The following is a 22011-nucleotide window of genomic DNA, read 5'->3' on the forward strand; positions in this document are numbered from 1 at the left end:
TAGCGGCTCCTCGCTAATAGACAGCACGGTGAGTGCTTATTCGGAACTAATTCAGGTTAATTGACTATAGCTATAAATTTTATAATAAATTGATAATATAACGATGTTCAAACTTTTTTACGTATTTTTTAAATTATTTTTAATATTAGGGCTAATAGCTATTAGTGCTTGTATATATTTGTTGTATAATTACTCTAAGGATTTACCGGACTACTCACAACTTGCCGATTATCATCCACCATCGGTAACAAGAGTGTATGCCCAAAATGGAAAATTAATGGAGGAATATGCTTTAGAACGTAGAGTTTTTGTACCTATTAGTAGTGTGCCACGCTCTCTTATAGAGGCTTTTATTTCAGCTGAAGATAAGAATTTTTTTGAACATTCAGGAGTTGATATTATAAGCATAATTAGAGCAGCAATACTAAATATTTCTAATATTGTACACCACCGTAGAGTGGAAGGAGGGTCAACTATTACCCAGCAAGTAGTCAAGAATTTTTTATTAACCTCCGAGGTATCGATAGAACGTAAGATTAAAGAGGCGATTTTATCCTATATGGTCTCAAAAACCTTTACTAAAGATCAAATTTTGGAGCTATATCTTAATCAAACATTTTTTGGTAGGGGAGCCTACGGAGTTGCCATGGCTGCTCAAAATTATTTTAATAAATCTATTGACGATTTAACTCTTGCTGAATCAGCTTTTATTGCTGGGTTACCAAAAGCTCCATCAAATTTTAACCCGGAAAAAAATTATGCCAGGGTAAAAGAGCGTAGAGATTATGTCATTATGAGAATGTTGGAAGATGGTTATATAACGCAAGAAATAGCAAAAGAGGCAATAGATACGGCAATTATTTTACAAAAGCGGGATCGTAGCGAAACCGTTACCGCCGGTTATTATGCTGAGCAAGTGCGGGAAGAAGTTATTCGTAGAATTGGCAGTAAAGAATATTTTTATACCGGAGGCTTAACAGTCATTACCTCACTTGATGCTAATATGCAGCAAGCTGCAGAGAATTCTCTTAGAAAAGGTATAAGAGAATATGACAGAAAACATGGTTTTAGAGGAGTTATCACTAATATAGATATAAATAACTGGCAAGATAATTTAAATAAACTAACAAAGCCACCAGCCATTCTAGAATATCAATTGGCGGTAGTATTAAATGTTTCAGATAATCAAGCGGAAATTGGTCTTTGCTACTTGAGTAAGTCCAAAATAGCTTTATCAGAAATGAAATGGGCGAAAAATAACCTTAAATCTGCAAAAACTCTTTTGCAGAAAGGGGATGTTATAGTAGTTGAAAAAGTAAATGCTAATTACTCTTTAAGGCAAATTCCTACTGTTAATGGGGCTATTATGGTGATGAACCCTACAACAGGGCAGGTGCTTGCAAGTGTTGGTGGGTATGATTTTGCGGTTAGTAAATTTGATCGTGTTACCCAGGCTTTACGACAACCAGGGTCACTCAGTAAAACTTTCGTTTATCTGGCTGCTTTAGAAAATGCCATCCAGCCAAATAGAATTTTTGAAGATGGTCCAGTAGAGGTTCCACAAGGTCCTGGTATGCCAGTTTGGCGACCAAAAAATTATAAAGGGGATTTTTTGGGTTTAATTACTATGCGTACAGGTCTTGAGAAATCGCGAAACCTTATTACTGTCAGGGTAGCACAATCTATAGGACTAAACAAAGTTGCTGAAATAATCAAGCGATTCGGCATTAATAATGAGCCAAAGAGATTTTATTCTATGGTGCTTGGTTCGCTCGAAACCACGTTAAAAAAAATGATAACTGCTTATGCAATAATTGCCAATTCAGGGAAAAAAGTCACCCCACATTTTGTCGAACTCATTAAAGATCGTAACGGTAAAATAATTTATCGTAGAGACAATAGAGAATGTGAAAATTGTAGTGTATCTGATTCCCAGCTTACTGATAACGTATCACCGCCTATCTTGTCTCAACCAGATTGTCGAATGATTACCGATGAGGCAAGTGATTATCAGATTGTCTCATTTCTTACTGGAGCAGTTGAAAGAGGCACCGCAATAGCTGCAAAAAAACTTGGTAAGATTATAGCTGGTAAAAGCGGTACCACCAATGAGAGTATGGATACTTGGTTTATTGGTTTTACTCCCAAAATAATTGTTGGAACATATATTGGCTATGATACACCAAAAACACTTGGAAAAACTGCCACAGGGTCAAGTGTTGCCTTACCGATATTTATCGACTTTATGGAAAAGGCATATTCTGATATTCCTTCACTAGCGTTTAAAATACCAGAATCGATTAAATTATTACCAGTAAATCCACAAACCGGTAAAATTACCTCTTCTGGTAGTATTATGGAAGCATTCAAAACTCATGATATACAGATATTAGATTATCAACAAGAGACCCAAGATAATGATGATTTCCATAATATCTCACCTGAAAAAGATAATTCTCAGGAGGTATATTAGGCTCTGTGAACAAGATTTAAATTACTAGATTTCGACTCTTTTTAGCTGCAAATTATAAGATTTTTTTGAAATAGAACTAACTATTCCGGTAAAAATCTTATTAATTTTCGCTTAAAAATACTCAAAATCTAAACAATTAAAATTTTGTTCACAGAGCCTAGTACTACAGTTGTAGATTGAATGTGAGTGTTCACGGAAAAAAGGTTAAAGTATAAGATGTCATTGCGAGGAGGTTGCCAGACCGACGAAGCAATCCAGGAAAGTGATTAGAAATGGATTGCTTCGTTGACCTTACGGTCTCCTCGCAATGACGCTTGGTGATCAGGTTTTTTTATTCATCACAAAAAAATAGCAAAAAAATCGTGAATGCTCACATCTAAACTACAACTGTAGTACTATAGTAAATCAAATTGAATTAGGTGACAAAGAATGCAGAAATAGCTTTAGATAATGTACCAATTTCCGCTATTTTGTTTCGAATCCATCGCTTCATATTAGCCCAAAATTTTTCTATTGGATTTAAGTCTGGAGAATATGGGGGTAAAAAAATAACGTATACTTGCAGCAAAACTGCATAACTTTATCTAATTTTTTTGTTAGTATGAATTTTTTATACATTTGGGTTTCATACTATGCAAATACCATCGATTACTATTGAGCAAGTAGCTCAGCAATTTAAAGCTTGGCGTCAAACTAAAACTAATAAGTTTGATCCTATACCAAACCATCTAAAGGAATTAGTTCACCAATTACTCCATCATTATTCTTACCAAGAGATAGCTAAACATCTTAATATTAATAAAGCAACAATTAGTTCAACTAAAAAAGCCCATGAACCTACCATCAAAACTTCTTCTGTCTCAACTTCAAATCAATCCCTACAACAAAATATTAATTTTCTCCCATTTCAACTAGTAAATTCTATAGATACCGATCCTGTAGCTGCTCCCAAGCAAAATCACTATACTTGTCACATTATTAAACCAAATGGTACCAAGCTTATTATCCAAACACTAGAGCCAAAAACTATAATTCAGACATTTTTATGCTGCAACTAACCCCGGCGTCAGTTATTTTTGTTGCCACTATTGCCATCGATTTTCGCAAGGGTATCGATGGCTTAATCGCTGTTTGTAGACAAAAACTTTCTTCTGACCCTCTTAATGGTTCCTTGTTTTTATTCTATAATAAAAACAGAACTGCCATTAAAATTTTGTCCTTTGACGGTCAAGGCTTTTGGCTATGCTCTAAACGCCTATCCAAAGGTAAATTTACGGCAAAACTTTTCCCATCTGATAATTCATCTTACCAAATTTGTTATAGAACCTTACACATTCTTATTCATAATGGCGATCCTAGTTCTGCCAAATTCTCTAATGATTGGCTTCCTGTCGTTTAAGCTGCTGTCTCGATTAATTCCGTATTATTCATATATCTTGCATAGGCAAAAGGCGTATAATCCTCAGGATGCTTCTTTGCTTTGCTACTATGCTCTTGTAGCCAATTTAAATATTTAAAGGCATTGATCTCGTTCTCACTACAAGTCTTTACTATACTATACAGACCACTATGTATCTCAGCACTATTGATTGTTTTAAAGAATAATGAATTCTTCCTTTGTAAAATAATGGTACGCAGTGATCTCTCAGCCCAATTATTATCAAGATTGCTAACTGGGATTTTTAAAAATTGGGTCAAACCTTCTTTATTATTTATCCAATATTTCATAGCTTGTCCAAGCCTACTATTAGGCTCAACTTTCTTGTCGTTAAATAATTCGTCTATTTTGTTATATATGTTTTCTATATATTTACTGCTATGTTCCTGATGATACCCAAGTTTCTCTTCAGGACTCATCTCTTTACATTGATGTTCATTGTGGTAAATCCCACGTGTTTGTTTGAGAAAATATCCGCATTCTTCAGGGTAATATAGTTCATTTTCTGTAAATTTTCTCTGACCATGTGACAAACAATTGATCATCACTATTATTGCCAGTAATTCTTTATCTGCTTCTGATAATACCGGGTTATTATTGTTACTTGCGTCAGTCATTAATTGGATAGAATCTGTTCTATTCTTACGATTCTTTAGTACGTTACCTATATTTTCTCCACCATGCCTATTACCGGTAAAATATAAAACTATTACCTCATTATTTGCAGTCTTAGCACATATTGTAGTAGTATAACAGCTGCGTCCTTTCTTATTTTGAGTACGTAATTTTTTATTGGCTATAGTAATTTCTAAAATCCTAGCTCTAGTATCATCAAGGTTCAGTGAACTACATTCGGCAGCCATTTCCAATAATACCCCGTAAATTTCAGCTCCACCACCTTCTTGCCAAACATCTAAATATTGTTGCCAGAGCGAGCTGTATGCTATAGGAACCCCGCTTAAACTCTGTAGCCTAGATAAACGGTAGAAAGGAGTACCATAGGTCTTTTGTAACACTATTGCACTTCTGCTACTATTTGTCCATTTGTTGATATTTTTATTGTTCATAACTGTATAATCGCAAGCATTACAGCGTAACGTTTTCTTTACATATCTGTTGACTGTAATTGGAGCATTACCTGTAAATTGTAGCAATTTTCTAGCTTCACTATTATATAGTTTGCCATTATAGCAGTGAGGACAGCTATCACCACTACAAAAATTCTCAGGAGTTAAATAGCTGGTATTCGCATCCTTATAATCATCAAACCCATATTTACCTTGCCAATTACTACGATCTATCTTTTTGGGCTTATCGCACTCTCCTTCATTACCACCATTCCCGTTATCAGATTCACCTGGCGGTTCTTTTAATGAATCTGAACTATCTTTTTTTTGTGATCTGCCTTAAAACCAATCAGCATTTCCTTAAGCTTATTTATACTGATATTTGATGATGCTAGCTTGTCTATTAGCTCGTTACAAAATTTCACAAGCTCTACTATCGTTTGCTGTTCATCTCCCGTTAATGAACTTTCCTTGACATGCTGTATTAGTTCTTCTCGTTCTTCAGCACTTAAGGTCGCTACTTTTGGTTTTTTCATTTGATTAATTATCATTATTATTAATATTTCAAATATTATAATATGACTGCTACTTTTTCAACTAGTTTTTTTATTAATCTGTTTTTTATTAATCGGTGATATTTGCATAGTAGAAATCCAAATTTATACAATAAATTCATACTAGCAAAGAAATTAGATAGTGTTACGCAGTTTTGCTGCAAGTATACAAAATAACTTCACAACCAACTGATTCTATTAGCTCTTTTGTCTTTTGAGATTTATGAAAACTAACGTTATCCATCACTACAACCTGTCCTGCTGTTAACTCTTTAATCAAAAATTTTTCAACCCAATTATTAAATAGTTCTGTATTACAAGTTTTATTAAAAACAAAAGGGGCTATTGGTTTGTTATTTACTAAACCAGCTATTATATTAGTCCTTTGATAATGCTTCCCACTCTTCTTGCCAATCAATAATTCTCCTATCTTACCCCAACCTCTATCTTGGCAAATTGTCATATCTATCCCACTTTCATCAAGATATACTATTTTATCTTTATCATATTTACTGATCTTTTCTAAATAATCAGATCGTTTCTCTGCACTTGCTTCCAAATAGCTAAAGGTTTTTTTTTATAACTAAATCCTAACTTTTTTAATATATTAGCTACTTGAGAACCTGTAATTCCAAAATTCTTACCAATTTCTTGTAGCTTACTATTAGGGTTATTTGTTACGAAATATTCCAATGCTTTTTTATCAATCTTACTTTTAAATCCTAGTCTAGCTCTTGCCAGCACTGTTCCTTCTTTTCTTCTCCTTACGTTCCAACGGCTAATTGTATTTTTATGTATAGCAAATATTCTAGCAGCAGATTCTTGACTATTACCTTTTTCTATATAATTTATTACTTTTTCTCTTAAATCTTGACTATATGGACTTGTTGACATTTTTTCCTTTATTTATACCACATCTTATCACCTAATTCAATTTGATTTACTATAGGGTCTGTGGACAAGATTTGTCTAGACAACGGATAATACTATGATACTATTTCAATTATTGCCTGACAGTAACATTTGAGTACTCATTTATTAAATGGAGGTATTCACTAACTGAATGTAATGAATTGGAAGTAATATCAATATGTCAATATTAGATAAAACTTTTACAGGAATAAACAAGGTAATTAAATGTCTTATATTGAGTTGTTTTTATGTTAATATACTCTATGTTTCTGTAGTATTAGCTAAACCTCCACATGAATATTTATCAAATGCTTTGAAAAGCGTGCTTAAAAATTTTGAGGAAAACCCTAGAATGCTCATTCCTGGTGGTTCTATGCTATTAATAAATTACGATAAAAGCAAGTCGATTAGTCAAGATACCGAACCTATAGAGCAAATACCACAGCCATTTGTTAATACGCCACCTGCATCAGCAACCGTAAATGTATCTCCAAATAATTTATTAAGAGACTCCTGTGATAATTGCGGAACAGACTTAAGTGATCAAAACACAGATTCTCTTGTTGAAAGGTATACTTGCAGCAAAACTGCATAACTTTATCTAATTTTTTTGTTAGTATGAATTTTTTATACATTTGGGTTTCATACTATGCAAATACCATCGATTACTATTGAGCAAGTAGCTCAGCAATTTAAAGCTTGGCGTCAAACTAAAACTAATAAGTTTGATCCTATACCAAACCATCTAAAGGAATTAGTTCACCAATTACTCCATCATTATTCTTACCAAGAGATAGCTAAACATCTTAATATTAATAAAGCAACAATTAGTTCAACTAAAAAAGCCCATGAACCTACCATCAAAACTTCTTCTGTCTCAACTTCAAATCAATCCCTACAACAAAATATTAATTTTCTCCCATTTCAACTAGTAAATTCTATAGATACCGATCCTGTAGCTGCTCCCAAGCAAAATCACTATACTTGTCACATTATTAAACCAAATGGTACCAAGCTTATTATCCAAACACTAGAGCCAAAAACTATAATTCAGACATTTTTATGCTGCAACTAACCCCGGCGTCAGTTATTTTTGTTGCCACTATTGCCATCGATTTTCGCAAGGGTATCGATGGCTTAATCGCTGTTTGTAGACAAAAACTTTCTTCTGACCCTCTTAATGGTTCCTTGTTTTTATTCTATAATAAAAACAGAACTGCCATTAAAATTTTGTCCTTTGACGGTCAAGGCTTTTGGCTATGCTCTAAACGCCTATCCAAAGGTAAATTTACGGCAAAACTTTTCCCATCTGATAATTCATCTTACCAAATTTGTTATAGAACCTTACACATTCTTATTCATAATGGCGATCCTAGTTCTGCCAAATTCTCTAATGATTGGCTTCCTGTCGTTTAAGCTGCTGTCTCGATTAATTCCGTATTATTCATATATCTTGCATAGGCAAAAGGCGTATAATCCTCAGGATGCTTCTTTGCTTTGCTACTATGCTCTTGTAGCCAATTTAAATATTTAAAGGCATTGATCTCGTTCTCACTACAAGTCTTTACTATACTATACAGACCACTATGTATCTCAGCACTATTGATTGTTTTAAAGAATAATGAATTCTTCCTTTGTAAAATAATGGTACGCAGTGATCTCTCAGCCCAATTATTATCAAGATTGCTAACTGGGATTTTTAAAAATTGGGTCAAACCTTCTTTATTATTTATCCAATATTTCATAGCTTGTCCAAGCCTACTATTAGGCTCAACTTTCTTGTCGTTAAATAATTCGTCTATTTTGTTATATATGTTTTCTATATATTTACTGCTATGTTCCTGATGATACCCAAGTTTCTCTTCAGGACTCATCTCTTTACATTGATGTTCATTGTGGTAAATCCCACGTGTTTGTTTGAGAAAATATCCGCATTCTTCAGGGTAATATAGTTCATTTTCTGTAAATTTTCTCTGACCATGTGACAAACAATTGATCATCACTATTATTGCCAGTAATTCTTTATCTGCTTCTGATAATACCGGGTTATTATTGTTACTTGCGTCAGTCATTAATTGGATAGAATCTGTTCTATTCTTACGATTCTTTAGTACGTTACCTATATTTTCTCCACCATGCCTATTACCGGTAAAATATAAAACTATTACCTCATTATTTGCAGTCTTAGCACATATTGTAGTAGTATAACAGCTGCGTCCTTTCTTATTTTGAGTACGTAATTTTTTATTGGCTATAGTAATTTCTAAAATCCTAGCTCTAGTATCATCAAGGTTCAGTGAACTACATTCGGCAGCCATTTCCAATAATACCCCGTAAATTTCAGCTCCACCACCTTCTTGCCAAACATCTAAATATTGTTGCCAGAGCGAGCTGTATGCTATAGGAACCCCGCTTAAACTCTGTAGCCTAGATAAACGGTAGAAAGGAGTACCATAGGTCTTTTGTAACACTATTGCACTTCTGCTACTATTTGTCCATTTGTTGATATTTTTATTGTTCATAACTGTATAATCGCAAGCATTACAGCGTAACGTTTTCTTTACATATCTGTTGACTGTAATTGGAGCATTACCTGTAAATTGTAGCAATTTTCTAGCTTCACTATTATATAGTTTGCCATTATAGCAGTGAGGACAGCTATCACCACTACAAAAATTCTCAGGAGTTAAATAGCTGGTATTCGCATCCTTATAATCATCAAACCCATATTTACCTTGCCAATTACTACGATCTATCTTTTTGGGCTTATCGCACTCTCCTTCATTACCACCATTCCCGTTATCAGATTCACCTGGCGGTTCTTTTAATGAATCTGAACTATCTTTTTTTTGTGATCTGCCTTAAAACCAATCAGCATTTCCTTAAGCTTATTTATACTGATATTTGATGATGCTAGCTTGTCTATTAGCTCGTTACAAAATTTCACAAGCTCTACTATCGTTTGCTGTTCATCTCCCGTTAATGAACTTTCCTTGACATGCTGTATTAGTTCTTCTCGTTCTTCAGCACTTAAGGTCGCTACTTTTGGTTTTTTCATTTGATTAATTATCATTATTATTAATATTTCAAATATTATAATATGACTGCTACTTTTTCAACTAGTTTTTTTATTAATCTGTTTTTTATTAATCGGTGATATTTGCATAGTAGAAATCCAAATTTATACAATAAATTCATACTAGCAAAGAAATTAGATAGTGTTACGCAGTTTTGCTGCAAGTATACGTTGAAAGGAATGATGTCCCACATATTTATAAGGAAGTAAACTTAACTACTCATGACAATTATAAGGTAATAGACTTAGATTATGACACAGATTCTCTTGTTGAGATTAATGATAATTCTGATAATAGTTCGTTAATAGGCTCTAGTGGTCATGACACAAGTTCTCTTGTTGAAATTAATGATAATTCTGATAATAGTTCGTTAATGGGCTTTAGTGATAATGACACAGATTCTCTTTCGGAAGTAGCTGTTCGAGAAGAACCAATCATTCCAAAAAGAGCAGTTATTCTAGCAGCAGGAATACCAAGAGGAGATGGTGGTGGAGTACCATCAGGAGGAGATGGTGGAGCAGTCGTTCCAGAAGAAAAAGATACTTCAGAAGAAAAAACTGTGCCAGCAATAGAAGCTGCATCTCCAACAGCAGATGCGATATTAGTTCCAATTGTAACAACTAACCCCGAGAACATAGCAATAGCATTATTACAAAAACAAAAAGAAACAATAAGAGTTGTTACTTTAGCGGTAAATGAAATAGTTATATTATCTTATGAATTTGCAAATTCAACTATTGATTTAAGATTAACCAATTTAAGGTATTTAAACAATCTTACTGTCCTTAGCTCTGGCGATGACGTTAATATTGTTCCTAAAAATTTGTGGATTAGTGGCACGATTGGTAAAGCTAAGTATAATGGTAAAAGCATGTTAAATGGGTATACGGGCAAAATTAGTGCGGTAACTATTGGCGAGGATATAGAGTTGCCAAGTGGTAGCATTATTGGGGGAGCTTATAACTATGTTCTCTCCAATTTTAAATATAAGAATCGTATTAACAAAATTGTTGTACATACCCATGTAATGTCGATATATGGTCAAACTAATTTGTCGAAAAAAGTAATATTACAGGGTTTTCTTTCTCTTGCTTTGGGTAATGTTTCTACAAAATTATCAGCGTATAATCAGCTAGTTAAAGCTAAATTTGCTGATACTGCCTATAGTAGCAAAGCAATAATTGCTTATAATTCAAGGATTAGCAGAGTATCAATTGTCCCATATATTGGGTTTAAATATGGAAGATATAATATTGCTAGATATAATGCAAGTTTTGAAACACAAAGCCTATTAGTTGCAGCTAGTAATGGCAGAAGAACTTCTGGGCTTATAGGGTTTGGAGTAATTATGCCAATGAATGTTAATAATACTAGCCAGATGGTTCCTGGGTTATATATGGAAGTCGAAAAGTTTTTGCATAACAAACAAAAAAATCTGCATATGCAGATAGAGTCAGATCGATCTAACAATAGGGAGGAAGTATTATTACTTGAAGAGGCGGCTAAATACCAGTATAAAATTGGCGGAACTATTACTATAAAATGTCAACTAGCAGAAATTATGGCAGCATATGAATATTTAGTTTTTAATAATAAATATTCCCACCATCAAGGTTCGCTAAAATTAAAATTATTGTTCTAATACTACAATTGTAGATTGAACGTGAGTGTTCACGGAAAAAAGGTTAAAGTACAAGATGTCATTGCGAGGAGGTCGCCAGACCGACGAAGCAATCCATTTTGTGATTACTTTCTGGATTACTTCGTTGGCTCATGCCTCCTCGCAATGACGGCTTGAGGACGTAAAATCCCAACTGTTGTGGATGCCACCCCGGCTTAACTCAGTGTCACCCCTGCGTAAGCAGGGGTCTAGATTCCCGCCATTGCTAAGAATGACAATGAAGCATAGAGACACTACCCAATTTTAAAGCTTTCTAGAAATTCACTTTAATCTTCAAACTACCTTGATGACCAATATATTTGCTAGCAATGTGGGCATTATAGGTAACACCATATTCCATCATATTGTGTTTGGCAGTTAAGCCAGTACCAACATTAAAGAAGACCCTATCAGGTTTAACTAATTTTGTTGGTAATGCTTTATCTATTCCACCTAACCTTGCATCAATTACTGGTGATTTTCCTTTGAAGTCATAATTAACATAACCATGCACTTCTGGTATTAATAGTAATTGGTCAAGTTGGATGTTTGCCTCAGTTCTCAGCCCAAAAATACCTTCAAATTTATTGTACGATCTCTTTTTAACAACTAAGTTTTGACAGGTTGTACCAGTTTCCGTATGACCATCATCCATAAATTGCGAATATCTAAACCCAATAGCTGGGGTAATAGTCAATTGTTCAGAAGCTTGATAATTATATCCAGTAACTAGCTGCCCACCATAAGAAGTAGATTTATATTTAGCAACAGCTTTTTCTATAGCAGTAACACTTGCCGATTCAGCTGAGATTAGGCGTCCTTCTAAGTTTTTAACATTAGTTATGCCATATGATGCTATGCTTTCAGCAAACCAATTATCTGCAAATTTATATACACCATATAAAGAGAAGATATTAGTTTGCCCGTTAGTTCTATCACCACTTTTCTGATTTTTATGAGACATTTTGGTATTAATTAGGCTATAGGCTGCCCCAACTAGCAAGTTATCATTTACTAAACCATCAAAGCCGACGATTAAGCCCGCCGATTTCATGTTATAACCACTAACTCCTTGCTGCATTTTTTGGTTAGCGGTAGAATAAAACGGACTACCCCATACTCCATACATTACCTTATCATCATCACCAGCTCCTACAGTTGCTGTTCTTCCAGCAACTTGAGTAGCAGCAACAGCAACTTGACTCATCAATGTCATTACTGCAGCCGTTGAATTCATAGGGCTTTGTCCGATTAAATTTTCGTTACCAGGTAATAATCTGTTAGTCGCTAAATCTTGATTTTTGCTATCCATAGAACCATATTGGCTCAGAAACTTAGCCGCATCACTATCTCCATTAAACTCAACCTGAAGCAACTGTTTAATAAACGCTATTTCTTGTGCTGAATTATTTGGTGAGTCAATAACAAATTTCTTTGCTTCTTTCTTTACTTCCTCTATTTTTCCCTTTGTTTCCTTCTTTTCCTTCCCTTCATCATCTTTCTTTCCTTCATCATCATCTTTCTTTCCTTCTTTTTCCTTTAATTTTTCCTTTAATTCTTCCTTAGTAATGTTCTTGGCATGTAAAGTTAGAGTAGTAGGATCAAGACTCCATTCAACAAAGCTGTTTTGTTCCTTTACTGAAACAAGTTTAACTTTGTCTTTATCAATTACAGTATTGTCATCTTTATTAGCTAACGAAATCAGAGTATATTGAGTGTCTTTAGAAATTTTGCTACTATCAGATCGGGCTGTTATGTTTACATCCAATCTGTCTAGTTGTGATATATCTAATTTACCCTGAATTTCTATATTACCACCTGCCTTTTTTAAGCTGTCATAGAAAGTGTCCAGCTGTAGCGTTCCTGTTAGTATAGCATTACCAACATATTTTAATTTATTAGTCCCAAGATCTATAGTTAAATCTTTAGCGGTTAAATCACCAGCAATAGTTTGATTTCCAGGCAAGCTAATTATCTTAGCTTGACTTGCTTCAATGCTAGCAAACTTAATGTCTTTTTCTAATAATACATACTTATTAGCAAAACTTACAGAGGATGTTGAATCTACTTTTCCTTTAAACCAGACATTATCTGCTAATGTCACCTGTCCATCCTTAATTGGAGCTTTAACCAAGGCGGCATTCTCAAATTTTATCTCGGACGATGGTTTAGCATCTATATTGTCCGAATCAATTAGCGTATAATAGCTAAACTCTTTTGATAGTCTTGGTAATTCAACTCCCTTTATATTTATTGTTGGCACAGCTATAGTTCTTTTTTCAACACCAGCAAAAGTTGCAGTTTTATCAGCACTAATTGTTATTTTCTTGGAGTAAATATCAGCTCTTACCGTTGAATTATTATCAAAAATTACATCAGCCAATCTAAATTTATCTGCCCCTAGATTGCCATAAGCAACGCTATTCTCTGCCTTGAATATTACTTTACCACTATTATTCTTTTCGGTCAATATATCGGAATAGAAATTTTTACTATTGATAGTGATTGTGTGATCACCTAGTAATTTAATATCTACGTTAGCAGCAATATCATTTGTTCCAGTGCTACAATCTGCACCTAATGCCAGACTATAGAAATTATTGCCTGTTGTTGTAATACCATTAATAGTACTTGCTGTTTTTAAGGTTAAAGTTGCACTCTTAGCACTAGAGAAGATAATATTTTGAGCAGAAACTTTTTTGACAGCTTCTACATCTGCTCCGGCTATTTCCAGAATAGTATCATTATCTATTGGGCTATCAATAACAATCTTGTCTTTATTACTAAATTTAACCGTACCTTTTCCCTTAATCTCATGAGCCTTCAAATCTTTAGCAATATCAGCCATTGCCTTATTTGCTATCACGAGATCGTTATTAGAATTAATTGCCCCACCAAATGTCACAGTGCCAGCTTTAATTTGGATACTACCAACCGGGTTGGCATTTGTTCCGACGTCACTATCAATGCTGCCATTACCTGCGAATATTAAATTAACTGCGTTTCCAGCAGTCAAGTTAATGCCACCTTTTAAATTAAAGTCATTAGCAAAAGTTAAACTGCCGTGTACACCATTACCCTGGATTTCTTTAATGTTATAATTACCAGTAGCTAAGTTTACATCACCTGCCCCGGCTTTTAACGTTTTTAAGTTTAAGTTAGTAGCAGTTAGTTCCCCCTCTCCTAAAAACTCTAAAGTTGCATTACTACTATTTCTTATAGCACCAACAATTTTTCGAGTATTTGCCAGCTTAATTGTACCTGCTCTATTAGCAAAATCCACATTACCTCCAATATCCTGAGTGGTAGTTAATTGACCATCACCAGTAAAAGCTACATTAGTCAATACACCATCAACGGTACTATCACCAGCATTAACAGTCACAAGCCCTGTAATGTTACCAGTTACACGACCATCGGCTTTAAAAATCACTCCACCTGTAACATTACCCTTTAAGGTACCAGCCTTAGCAAATACAACATCACCATTAACACCGTTCGTTGTTATCTCAGCATTTCCAGTTGTATTTAATGTTATAGTCTTAGCATATATGGCGGGGACGACCTCAATATTCCCATTACCAGAAAAATTTACTCCTTTTAGCTTACGACCCACAATACCTAAAGTTTTAGCTGCTCCGTCAATCTTTAATATTTTGTTATTAGCACCAGAATTAAACTCAACTACACCCATATTATTACCACCTGGGTCTAGATTATTGAGCAAAGTTATAGTTCTATCTGCATTAGCATTACTATTCCGTAACGTTAACTGAGACTGTTCATGCAAGAAATGAATTTGATCAGCAGCATTAGGTAAAATATTAACAGGACCATGCTTTGTATCAATTATGTAATTTGCTGAACCATTCGCAGCGGATCCAATATTGACATTAGCAATCTGGGCTGAGGTGGCACTTTCATCAGTAAATTCTGCACCATTGATAATGTTTAATACAGGAATATGTTGTATATCAAGTGCATCAACATCGCCTGCAATAGTCACCTTACCACGAATTTCTAATTCTTGTAGCGAGTTAGCAGCATTTGCCCCAAGGGTTTTTCCACCTACAGATTTTAGAGTTAAAGTATTACCACCATCACCATGCATTAATACTACCCCACCAGGAGCAGTAAGAGCACCCGCAGGACCAACTCCTCCTGTTAAGTTATTAGCAAAGGTTATGGTTCTGTCAGCAACACCATCATTATATAACGTCAATACTGAATGTGCATGCAAGAAGTTGATTTGATCCACACCATTTGTAAGGAGAGCAACGTTAGCATCCGAGGCATCTATGGTTAGAACACCAACATTACCACCATTAGCAGCAGTACCAATATTTATGATATTAATTTCTCCAATATCTGCATTTATAGCCTTGAGGTTACCCCGAACATTTAAAGTACCATTAGCACCACCATCTATTGTTGAATTGAATATTTTAGGGTCAGCCACTGGACCATTAAATGTTAGCGTTCCTCCCGCATTAAAATCAACTTTACCTACAGCTCCAACCTCGCCAAAATTACCAGTAATTTCTACTTCATTAGCGGTAACAAAGTTAAGTTCTTTAGTAAAAACATTTCTCTCTAATTTAATAACTTTACCACCAGCACCATTAGCTACACCTATATCAATCCCGGCTAAAGCAACACCAGCAATACCAATATTTCCAGTTACTTTACCACCTCCTTCAAAGATTAATGTTCCTTTACCATCAGCAGCTGTAGTGATAGCTCCAGTAATGTTTTTACCATCTTCCAACTTAATTACAGAACCATCAATAAGTTTAGTTTCCTTAGCAAAAACATGATCCTTTAACGTAACTGTTCCTCTTATATTTACTTCTTTTAAAGCCTTAATATCAGCACCTATTGCTCCGTTAGCAGTACCATTTCCTAAAAAGGTTAATGTTCCTGCACCATCAACATCCGTAGTGATAATACCGTCGATTGTTTTGTCATTTTCCAAATTCAACTTGCCATCAGCCATAAACACCACATTACCTTCAATCCCACCATGAGCAGTAACATTAGCGGTGTTATTAAAGGAGAAAGTAGTGGCTTTGGCTGCATTACCAACGTGCCGTAAGTGTACTTCACCAGGTCCATTGAATTGCACTGTCTTTAAAGCATTATTCTCACCAATCCTCCCTGTCACTTCACCAGCTCCTAGAAATAATAATACACCATTAGCAGCACCAGTATTATCAACATTACCACCGATTGTTTGACCACCTGTCAGAATAATTGTACCTGCCTTACCAGCAAAATCTACATCACCACCAATCCTACCACCAACAGTTAATTGACCAGCATTAGCAAAAGTCACATTACCTGTAACCGCACCAACACTAGCATTGCCAGCACCAACAGTTACACTACCACCTACGTTACCAGCCATACCAGCACCAGCACCAAAAATCACATTACCATTTACGTTACCAACCATACCAGCACCAGCACCAAAAGTCGCATCACCATTTACGTTACCATTTAACGTACCACCACCATCACCAAAAGTCACATCACCTGTAACATTAGGTGTTTTTAAGGTACCACCATTAGCACCAAAAGTCACGCTACCAGTCAAATCATTATCAGCGGTAACATTAGCATCCGCATGGTTAATATTGAAAATCAAGGCATTATTAAGTGCTCCTTTCAATTTCACATTACCAGCTCCAGTAAAATCAACACTTGCTAAAGCCTTACCAATCTCACCGATATTTCCAGTTACTTCACCAGCTCCTTCAAAGATTAACGCACCCTTCGTATCAATAAGCGTAGTGATAGCATTATTGATAGTGGCACCACCTTTTAGCTTGAGTGTAGAGCCAATTCCTTCAAGAGTTGTAATCCCTAATCCTGTATGACCGTTTCCACCTAATGTTAATGTATTACCGGCATTAATTGTGGCTTTGTTGCATGAATCAGATTTTGAAAGTGTTGTTTAATTTTTGTCAAAAATCAGGCAAATTTTTTGGTATCCGGCATGCCGAGTTTTGTCATGATATTAAGAATATTAGCAGCTACTTTACTTTCGGTTTTTTGGTTTAAAAAAGTTCTAGATTTTAATTTGTTTCCTATAATTGATTTGTAACGGTAGATAGCGTTTTCTGCTTTGGCTCGCCTGCCGTAGTTGGTATGTTTTTGCCATCGCTTTCGTCCTTGTTCCATAAGACGAATATTGTCTAATCTTAATTTAGAGTCATCGGGCATTTCTGCTCTGAACCCTAAGTTTGGCGGTACTACTGCTTTTATAGGAATTTCATTACCATGTTGATTCTGATGGGCGATTAATGCTTTGTATGTAGAGGGTTGGTCATATGCTCCGTCAGCTAGTACGGTATCTATTGGACTATCAATTTCCTCAAGTAATGTGCCTATCGTAGCACAATCACTAATATTGTGAGTCGTTAATTCAGAGCTTGCAATATATCCGTTTTCATCAACAGCGATATGAAGCTTTCTCCACGATTTCCTTGCTTTCAGTGCGTATTTTTCTTCCTGCCACTCCTGCTCGCCGTAAATCTTTATACCGGTACTATCGACGCAAAGCGTTACAGGATCACGATTTGCCCTACGGTGCCGTGACACTTTAAGTTTTTTTGTTCTTCTTGAAATAGTAGTATAATCAGGCGTTTTGAGCTCGAGATTCAGCAGTTTTATAATTGATTCTACAAAACCTTCGGTTTGCCGTAAATGCTGTTTGTATACTAATCCAAGCCTCACGCATGTCTCAATAGCAAGATCGGAATAGATCGCTTGACCGCCCCGCTTCTTATGTACGGATACGGGATTATTCCATTTTGCTACCGCTTCCCCTGAAAACCAAATTATTAGACTACCACGATTTTTTAATGATTGATCGTACTCACGTGAATTACTGATTTTGTATTTAGCTCGGGCAAATTTATGACGATAAGGATATTGGTGTTTGTTCGGCATATTTACCTTAAAAAAAGAGGATATCTTAACTCCTTAACTTTACTATTTCCACTGCTTTTTTTATTTATTCAAAAACTCGATTTACTCCAAATTCCGATTCATGCAACAAAGCCATATGAAGCGATGGATTCGAAACAAAATAGCGGAAATTGGTACATTATCTAAAGCTATTTCTGCATTCTTTGTCACCTAATTCAATTTGATTTACTATAGTTCACCCTATTTAAAAAATCCTCCCAGTATAATTGAAGATCAAAGAGAAATAAAAAAATTATTAGATATATTAATAAATATTATCCATCAGATTGATACTTTGAATACTAATTCACTTAAAAATATAAATTTTGAGCTGTTTCATTCTAATAATGATCCATTTGGTCAAATATTACCTAGCAGAACTATACCAGAAACAGATTCTAGATTTCTAGAATCTGCTTCTAATGAAGATAAAAGATTATTCTGTTCTTCATCTAGCTTCTTCAATGGTTGTATCGCTATATATACTACAAACTTAACCTAAGGCGTTATGAGTAATACTGAGCATAAACAAAAAATATTACCAGTCTTGCAAACTATAGTAGATAGGTTAAAGGTTTGTAAGGATATCAATTTAACAGATGTAACATTTGTTTGTATACAACATCTTCTATTTACAACAATTGACCTAATAAAATCTCTTATCATGCTCGGTGCCAAGCCAAGCAACATTCATATAATGGGTAAAATATATTCAACTTGTCCAGAGGTGGTAGAGCAAATTATAAAATTAGGAGTAATACACTATCATTGTACCCAACCCCAGCAATTGGGTAATTTCAATGATTGCTTTAATAAAGATATAGCTAATATGTGGAATAAGGTTAGCAATACCTTAATCAATACAAAATCTAATAATATTATTATCCTTGATGACGGTAGTAAGTGTATAACAAATATTCCAAAATCTTTAAGTGACAATTATACAGTTTTTGCTGTAGAACAAACATCTTCAGGTATAGCTCACATTAAAAAAACTAACATTACTGTACCCGTAGTTAATGTTGCTTTTTCTGCTGCAAAACAATTATTAGAATCTCCAATGATTGCAAGAGCTGTTGAAATCAAACTTGATAAATTCTTGTCACTACGTAGTAGTGGGCTTACGTCAGGAGTAGTCGGACTTGGAGTAATAGGAAGGGCTGTTGTTCAGAAACTTTTATCGTTTAATCATAAAGTAATAGTTTACGATAAGATCAAAGAAAAATGTAATTTCATAAATTCCGTTAAGGTTGTTAATAGTACTCAATTGCTATTTCAGGAAGCAGATTATATTTTTGGTTGTACGGGTGAAGATATTAGTATTTCTATTAATATAAATGAGATACAAGGAATCAAAAATTTAATCAGCTGCTCATCACAAGATATTGAGTTTCAATCGTTACTTAAAATCATTCAAAATAATTATCCCAATATGATCTCAGATGTACTAAGTAATCTATGTTTACCTTTAGATAATGGTATAATTAAAATATATAGAGGTGGATATCCGATAAATCTAGATAATTCTGGTGAATCTGTGCCAGCTCAAGATATACAACTTACTCGTGGATTGTTATTAGGTGGGATTATACAAGCTATATTTCAATTAATTCAAGAACCTAAGCTGGAATCTAAACAATATATGCTAGATCCTAAAATACAGAAGTTAATAGTACAAGAATTAATGATAAATAGACTAAGCCAGATATCGGATGAGTCGTTAGTTATGAACTTTTTGGACGAAGAATGGATCAAAAATAATTCTATCGGGTGTTCTACGAAGAAACCTATTATTTTCCCAGAAAGTTTATTTAATGTAACTTAAGATTATTTTAGAAACTCACCTTACGCATGGCATTTAAAAAGGTCATGAAAATAGCTTAGCGTCATTGCGAGCCACCGTAGGTGGCGTGGCAACCCATTTCTAATCATTTTTCTGGATTGCTTCGTCGACCTTACGGTCTCCTCGCAATGACGGTTTCTCAATTATTGTTTTCTTAAACTAACGCTTATGGGGGTATGCGTAAGGTGAGTTAGAAATTTAAATTATCAAACCTTTCGCTTGTGATTTCCATAACTTTTTGTACAGTTTACTGTTTTTTAATAGTTCCTCATGCGATCCATCTTCGACTATACTACCCGCATCAAAAACTAGAAGTCTATCCATATTCAACAAAGTCGATAATCTATGAGCTATAACTAATACAGTTTTATTTTGCATTAAGTAAGATAGAGAATCTTGTATTAAGCTCTCAGTTTCACTATCTAAACTGCTTGTTGCTTCATCAAGGATTAATATAGGAGCATTCTTTAATATTGCCCGGGCGATTACTATTCTCTGTCTTTGACCACCTGACAAATTATTACCCCTTTCACCACATAAGCTTTGGTACCCTTCCGGCATGGCGGCAATAACTTGATGTATATGAGCTGCTCTTGCCGCCTCTATTACTTCTTCTAAGCTAGCATCTTTTTTTCCATATCTAATATTATCGATAATTGTCCTATGAAATAGGATTGGTTCTTGTGGTATTATGCTAATATTATCTCGCAAAGAGTCTTGAGTTACATATCTAATATTTTGCCCATCAATTAAAATTTCTCCTTGGTCTATATCATGCAACCGTGTAATAAGATTGATAAAAGTTGTTTTTCCTGAGCCAGAAAATCCTACTAATCCGACCTTTTGTTGACTCAAAATTGTAATAGATTTATTCTCAAATAAATTATTATTATGGTAATATTTAAAACTAACATTTTTAAATGCTATCTCACCTTTTGCAACCCTTAGAAGATGGGGATTGTCAATATCTTTTATAATATGAGGTTTCATCAATGATAAAGTTTGATGAAAAGAACCAAATTCTTCAAACATATCCCCTATTTCTTGCGTTAAATCCCAAATTTCAGTAGTAACAGCCATACACAAAGTAAGTATCAAGACACAATCTCCTATAGTTATTTGCATTTGACTACGAAGCTGTGCCAAATAATAAATCATGATAAAAATCATTATAGCACAGATTATTCCTAGTACGTTACGTAGCTTCCACATGAAAAACTGCATAATTTGTTCATTGACTATCGCATTATCTATTCTTGCTTCTAGATTTTGACGTTCAAATCTATGAGAAGTAAACATCCGTACTGTACTAATATTGGATATCAAATCCACAATCTTACCGGCAACTATTGATTTACTTCGGGCATAATTTACTGAATATTTATTTACTGTACTTGAAAAAATAACAGTAATTCCTATAAAAAGACAAATAAATATCAGGAATATAGTGAAAAATATTTGATGAACCGAGTACATGGCTACTAGAGAGAAGACAATTACAGCTAACTTATATATAATTTTTTCACCAAATAACGATAGAACCATTTCAAAAGACCTAGAAGCTTCAGTAATACGATTGGTAATATAACCAGCCAGGTTTTCTTGAAAAAATTTATGATTATGATACTGAGTATAATTATACATCTCATCTAGTATCTGTCCTTTGATATAGGGTATTGTTTTTAGATAAACATAATCATAAACCCGCCATATAACATTGACACCCATCCACCAAACTGCATATATTATTGCCCAATACATCATAGAGGAAGGTAGATATTTAGCTTCTTCATCAGAGAAAGACTCTAGCAAATTTATAATCTTTTGGAGCAATACACCATCAATAGTAGGTATCGTTCCCAACATTATGCATAACAAACCTAAAACGATTAGTTTAATTTTTCTTTTCTTTAAGAAATAGAAAAATAGCCTTATTGACGAGTTTGAAAAATCAATATTTTCTAGCACTACACACACCTCATTATAAAAAAACTAATTATACTAAAATTAACCTA

Annotated in this window: 20 protein-coding genes; 10 read left to right on the top strand and 10 right to left on the bottom strand. The window is 34.4% G+C overall.

All coding sequences use genetic code 11. The annotated features are described in order from the left end of the window. The first annotated feature begins 103 nt into the window (after positions 1-103). Entirely contained in the window at positions 104-2473 is a 2370-nt protein-coding gene (locus tag ACQH6S_RS00420) for a penicillin-binding protein 1A (protein ID WP_425364594.1), read from the top strand. A 415-nt stretch (positions 2474-2888) separates the two neighbouring features. Here ACQH6S_RS00420 and ACQH6S_RS00425 read toward each other — a convergent pair whose 3' ends face one another. Next, positions 2889-3041 carry a transposase gene (locus ACQH6S_RS00425; RefSeq protein ID WP_425364595.1) on the bottom strand — a complete coding sequence of 51 codons (153 nt, stop codon included), beginning with the start codon at positions 3039-3041 and terminating at the stop codon, positions 2889-2891. Between the two features lie 64 nt (positions 3042-3105). Here ACQH6S_RS00425 and ACQH6S_RS00430 point away from each other — a divergent pair, with 64 nt between their 5' ends. Continuing rightward, complete coding sequence (locus ACQH6S_RS00430; protein ID WP_341758053.1) at positions 3106-3531, top strand: hypothetical protein; 426 nt, start codon at positions 3106-3108, stop codon at positions 3529-3531. Next, on the top strand, positions 3519-3872 hold the full coding sequence (gene tnpB, locus ACQH6S_RS00435; RefSeq protein ID WP_341752109.1) for an IS66 family insertion sequence element accessory protein TnpB: 354 nt from the start codon (positions 3519-3521) through the stop codon (positions 3870-3872). The genes ACQH6S_RS00430 and tnpB (ACQH6S_RS00435) overlap by 13 nt, the downstream gene beginning before the upstream one ends. Here tnpB (ACQH6S_RS00435) and ACQH6S_RS00440 read toward each other — a convergent pair. From ACQH6S_RS00440 to ACQH6S_RS00455, 4 genes are all read right to left on the bottom strand, one after another. Next, complete coding sequence (locus ACQH6S_RS00440) at positions 3869-4978, bottom strand: IS66 family transposase (protein WP_425364395.1); 1110 nt, start codon at positions 4976-4978, stop codon at positions 3869-3871. The two genes, tnpB (ACQH6S_RS00435) and ACQH6S_RS00440, sit on opposite strands and share 4 nt — an antisense overlap. 302 nt (positions 4979-5280) lie before the next feature. Continuing rightward, positions 5281-5529, bottom strand: a complete 249-nt coding sequence (locus ACQH6S_RS00445; RefSeq protein WP_341758049.1) for a hypothetical protein — start codon at positions 5527-5529, stop codon at positions 5281-5283. A 148-nt stretch (positions 5530-5677) separates the two neighbouring features. Further along, on the bottom strand, positions 5678-6091 hold the full coding sequence (locus ACQH6S_RS00450; protein ID WP_425364596.1) for a transposase: 414 nt from the start codon (positions 6089-6091) through the stop codon (positions 5678-5680). Beyond that, positions 6055-6426, bottom strand: coding sequence for an IS630 transposase-related protein (locus ACQH6S_RS00455; RefSeq protein ID WP_425364376.1), 372 nt, complete (start codon positions 6424-6426; stop codon positions 6055-6057). Before ACQH6S_RS00455 ends, ACQH6S_RS00450 begins: the two co-directional genes overlap by 37 nt. A gap of 196 nt (positions 6427-6622) precedes the next feature. Here ACQH6S_RS00455 and ACQH6S_RS00460 point away from each other — a divergent pair, with 196 nt between their 5' ends. From ACQH6S_RS00460 to tnpB (ACQH6S_RS00470), 3 genes are read left to right on the top strand one after another with little or no spacing between them, the layout of a single operon-like run. Further along, complete coding sequence (locus ACQH6S_RS00460) at positions 6623-7039, top strand: hypothetical protein (protein ID WP_425364597.1); 417 nt, start codon at positions 6623-6625, stop codon at positions 7037-7039. 54 nt (positions 7040-7093) lie between these two features. After that, positions 7094-7519, top strand: a complete 426-nt coding sequence (locus ACQH6S_RS00465; RefSeq protein ID WP_341758053.1) for a hypothetical protein — start codon at positions 7094-7096, stop codon at positions 7517-7519. Continuing rightward, positions 7507-7860: an IS66 family insertion sequence element accessory protein TnpB gene (tnpB, locus tag ACQH6S_RS00470; RefSeq protein WP_341752109.1), complete on the top strand. Its 354-nt coding sequence runs from the start codon at positions 7507-7509 to the stop codon at positions 7858-7860. The genes ACQH6S_RS00465 and tnpB (ACQH6S_RS00470) overlap by 13 nt, the downstream gene beginning before the upstream one ends. On the opposite strand, the gene ACQH6S_RS00475 is transcribed toward tnpB (ACQH6S_RS00470), so the two are convergent. Together ACQH6S_RS00475 and ACQH6S_RS00480 are read right to left on the bottom strand one after the other, a co-directional pair. Beyond that, entirely contained in the window at positions 7857-8966 is a 1110-nt protein-coding gene (locus ACQH6S_RS00475; protein ID WP_425364395.1) for an IS66 family transposase, read from the bottom strand. The genes tnpB (ACQH6S_RS00470) and ACQH6S_RS00475 overlap by 4 nt on opposite strands. 302 nt (positions 8967-9268) lie before the next feature. Continuing rightward, positions 9269-9517, bottom strand: a complete 249-nt coding sequence (locus tag ACQH6S_RS00480; protein WP_341758049.1) for a hypothetical protein — start codon at positions 9515-9517, stop codon at positions 9269-9271. A gap of 158 nt (positions 9518-9675) precedes the next feature. Between ACQH6S_RS00480 and ACQH6S_RS00485 the strand changes: the two genes are divergently transcribed. Further along, positions 9676-11163 carry an autotransporter outer membrane beta-barrel domain-containing protein gene (locus ACQH6S_RS00485; protein ID WP_425364598.1) on the top strand — a complete coding sequence of 496 codons (1488 nt, stop codon included), beginning with the start codon at positions 9676-9678 and terminating at the stop codon, positions 11161-11163. A gap of 292 nt (positions 11164-11455) precedes the next feature. Here the strand turns inward: ACQH6S_RS00485 and ACQH6S_RS00490 are convergent, their stop codons facing one another. After that, positions 11456-16828: an autotransporter domain-containing protein gene (locus tag ACQH6S_RS00490; protein WP_425364599.1), complete on the bottom strand. Its 5373-nt coding sequence runs from the start codon at positions 16826-16828 to the stop codon at positions 11456-11458. On the opposite strand from ACQH6S_RS00490, the gene ACQH6S_RS00495 reads away from it, so the two are divergent. Then, positions 16818-17060 (top strand): hypothetical protein, encoded by a 243-nt coding sequence (locus tag ACQH6S_RS00495; RefSeq protein ID WP_425364600.1) that lies wholly within the window; start codon positions 16818-16820, stop codon positions 17058-17060. The genes ACQH6S_RS00490 and ACQH6S_RS00495 overlap by 11 nt on opposite strands. 94 nt (positions 17061-17154) lie before the next feature. Here the strand turns inward: ACQH6S_RS00495 and ACQH6S_RS00500 are convergent, their stop codons facing one another. Beyond that, positions 17155-18135 (bottom strand): IS5 family transposase, encoded by a 981-nt coding sequence (locus ACQH6S_RS00500; protein ID WP_094649552.1) that lies wholly within the window; start codon positions 18133-18135, stop codon positions 17155-17157. Positions 18136-18334: 199 nt separating this feature from the next. On the opposite strand from ACQH6S_RS00500, the gene ACQH6S_RS00505 reads away from it, so the two are divergent. Together ACQH6S_RS00505 and ACQH6S_RS00510 are read left to right on the top strand one after the other, a co-directional pair. Next, positions 18335-18655 (top strand): hypothetical protein, encoded by a 321-nt coding sequence (locus tag ACQH6S_RS00505; RefSeq protein ID WP_425364601.1) that lies wholly within the window; start codon positions 18335-18337, stop codon positions 18653-18655. A gap of 6 nt (positions 18656-18661) precedes the next feature. After that, entirely contained in the window at positions 18662-19978 is a 1317-nt protein-coding gene (locus tag ACQH6S_RS00510) for an NAD(P)-dependent oxidoreductase (RefSeq protein WP_425360512.1), read from the top strand. 216 nt (positions 19979-20194) lie between these two features. Here ACQH6S_RS00510 and ACQH6S_RS00515 read toward each other — a convergent pair whose 3' ends face one another. Further along, the gene (locus ACQH6S_RS00515; protein WP_425360513.1) at positions 20195-21964 is read right to left on the bottom strand and encodes an ABC transporter ATP-binding protein; all 1770 of its coding nucleotides are present in this window, start codon (positions 21962-21964) and stop codon (positions 20195-20197) included. Positions 21965-22011: the final 47 nt, after the last annotated feature.

The sequence above is a fragment of the Candidatus Tisiphia endosymbiont of Mystacides longicornis genome (assembly GCF_964031095.1).
Taxonomy (GTDB): Bacteria; Pseudomonadota; Alphaproteobacteria; order Rickettsiales; family Rickettsiaceae; genus Tisiphia.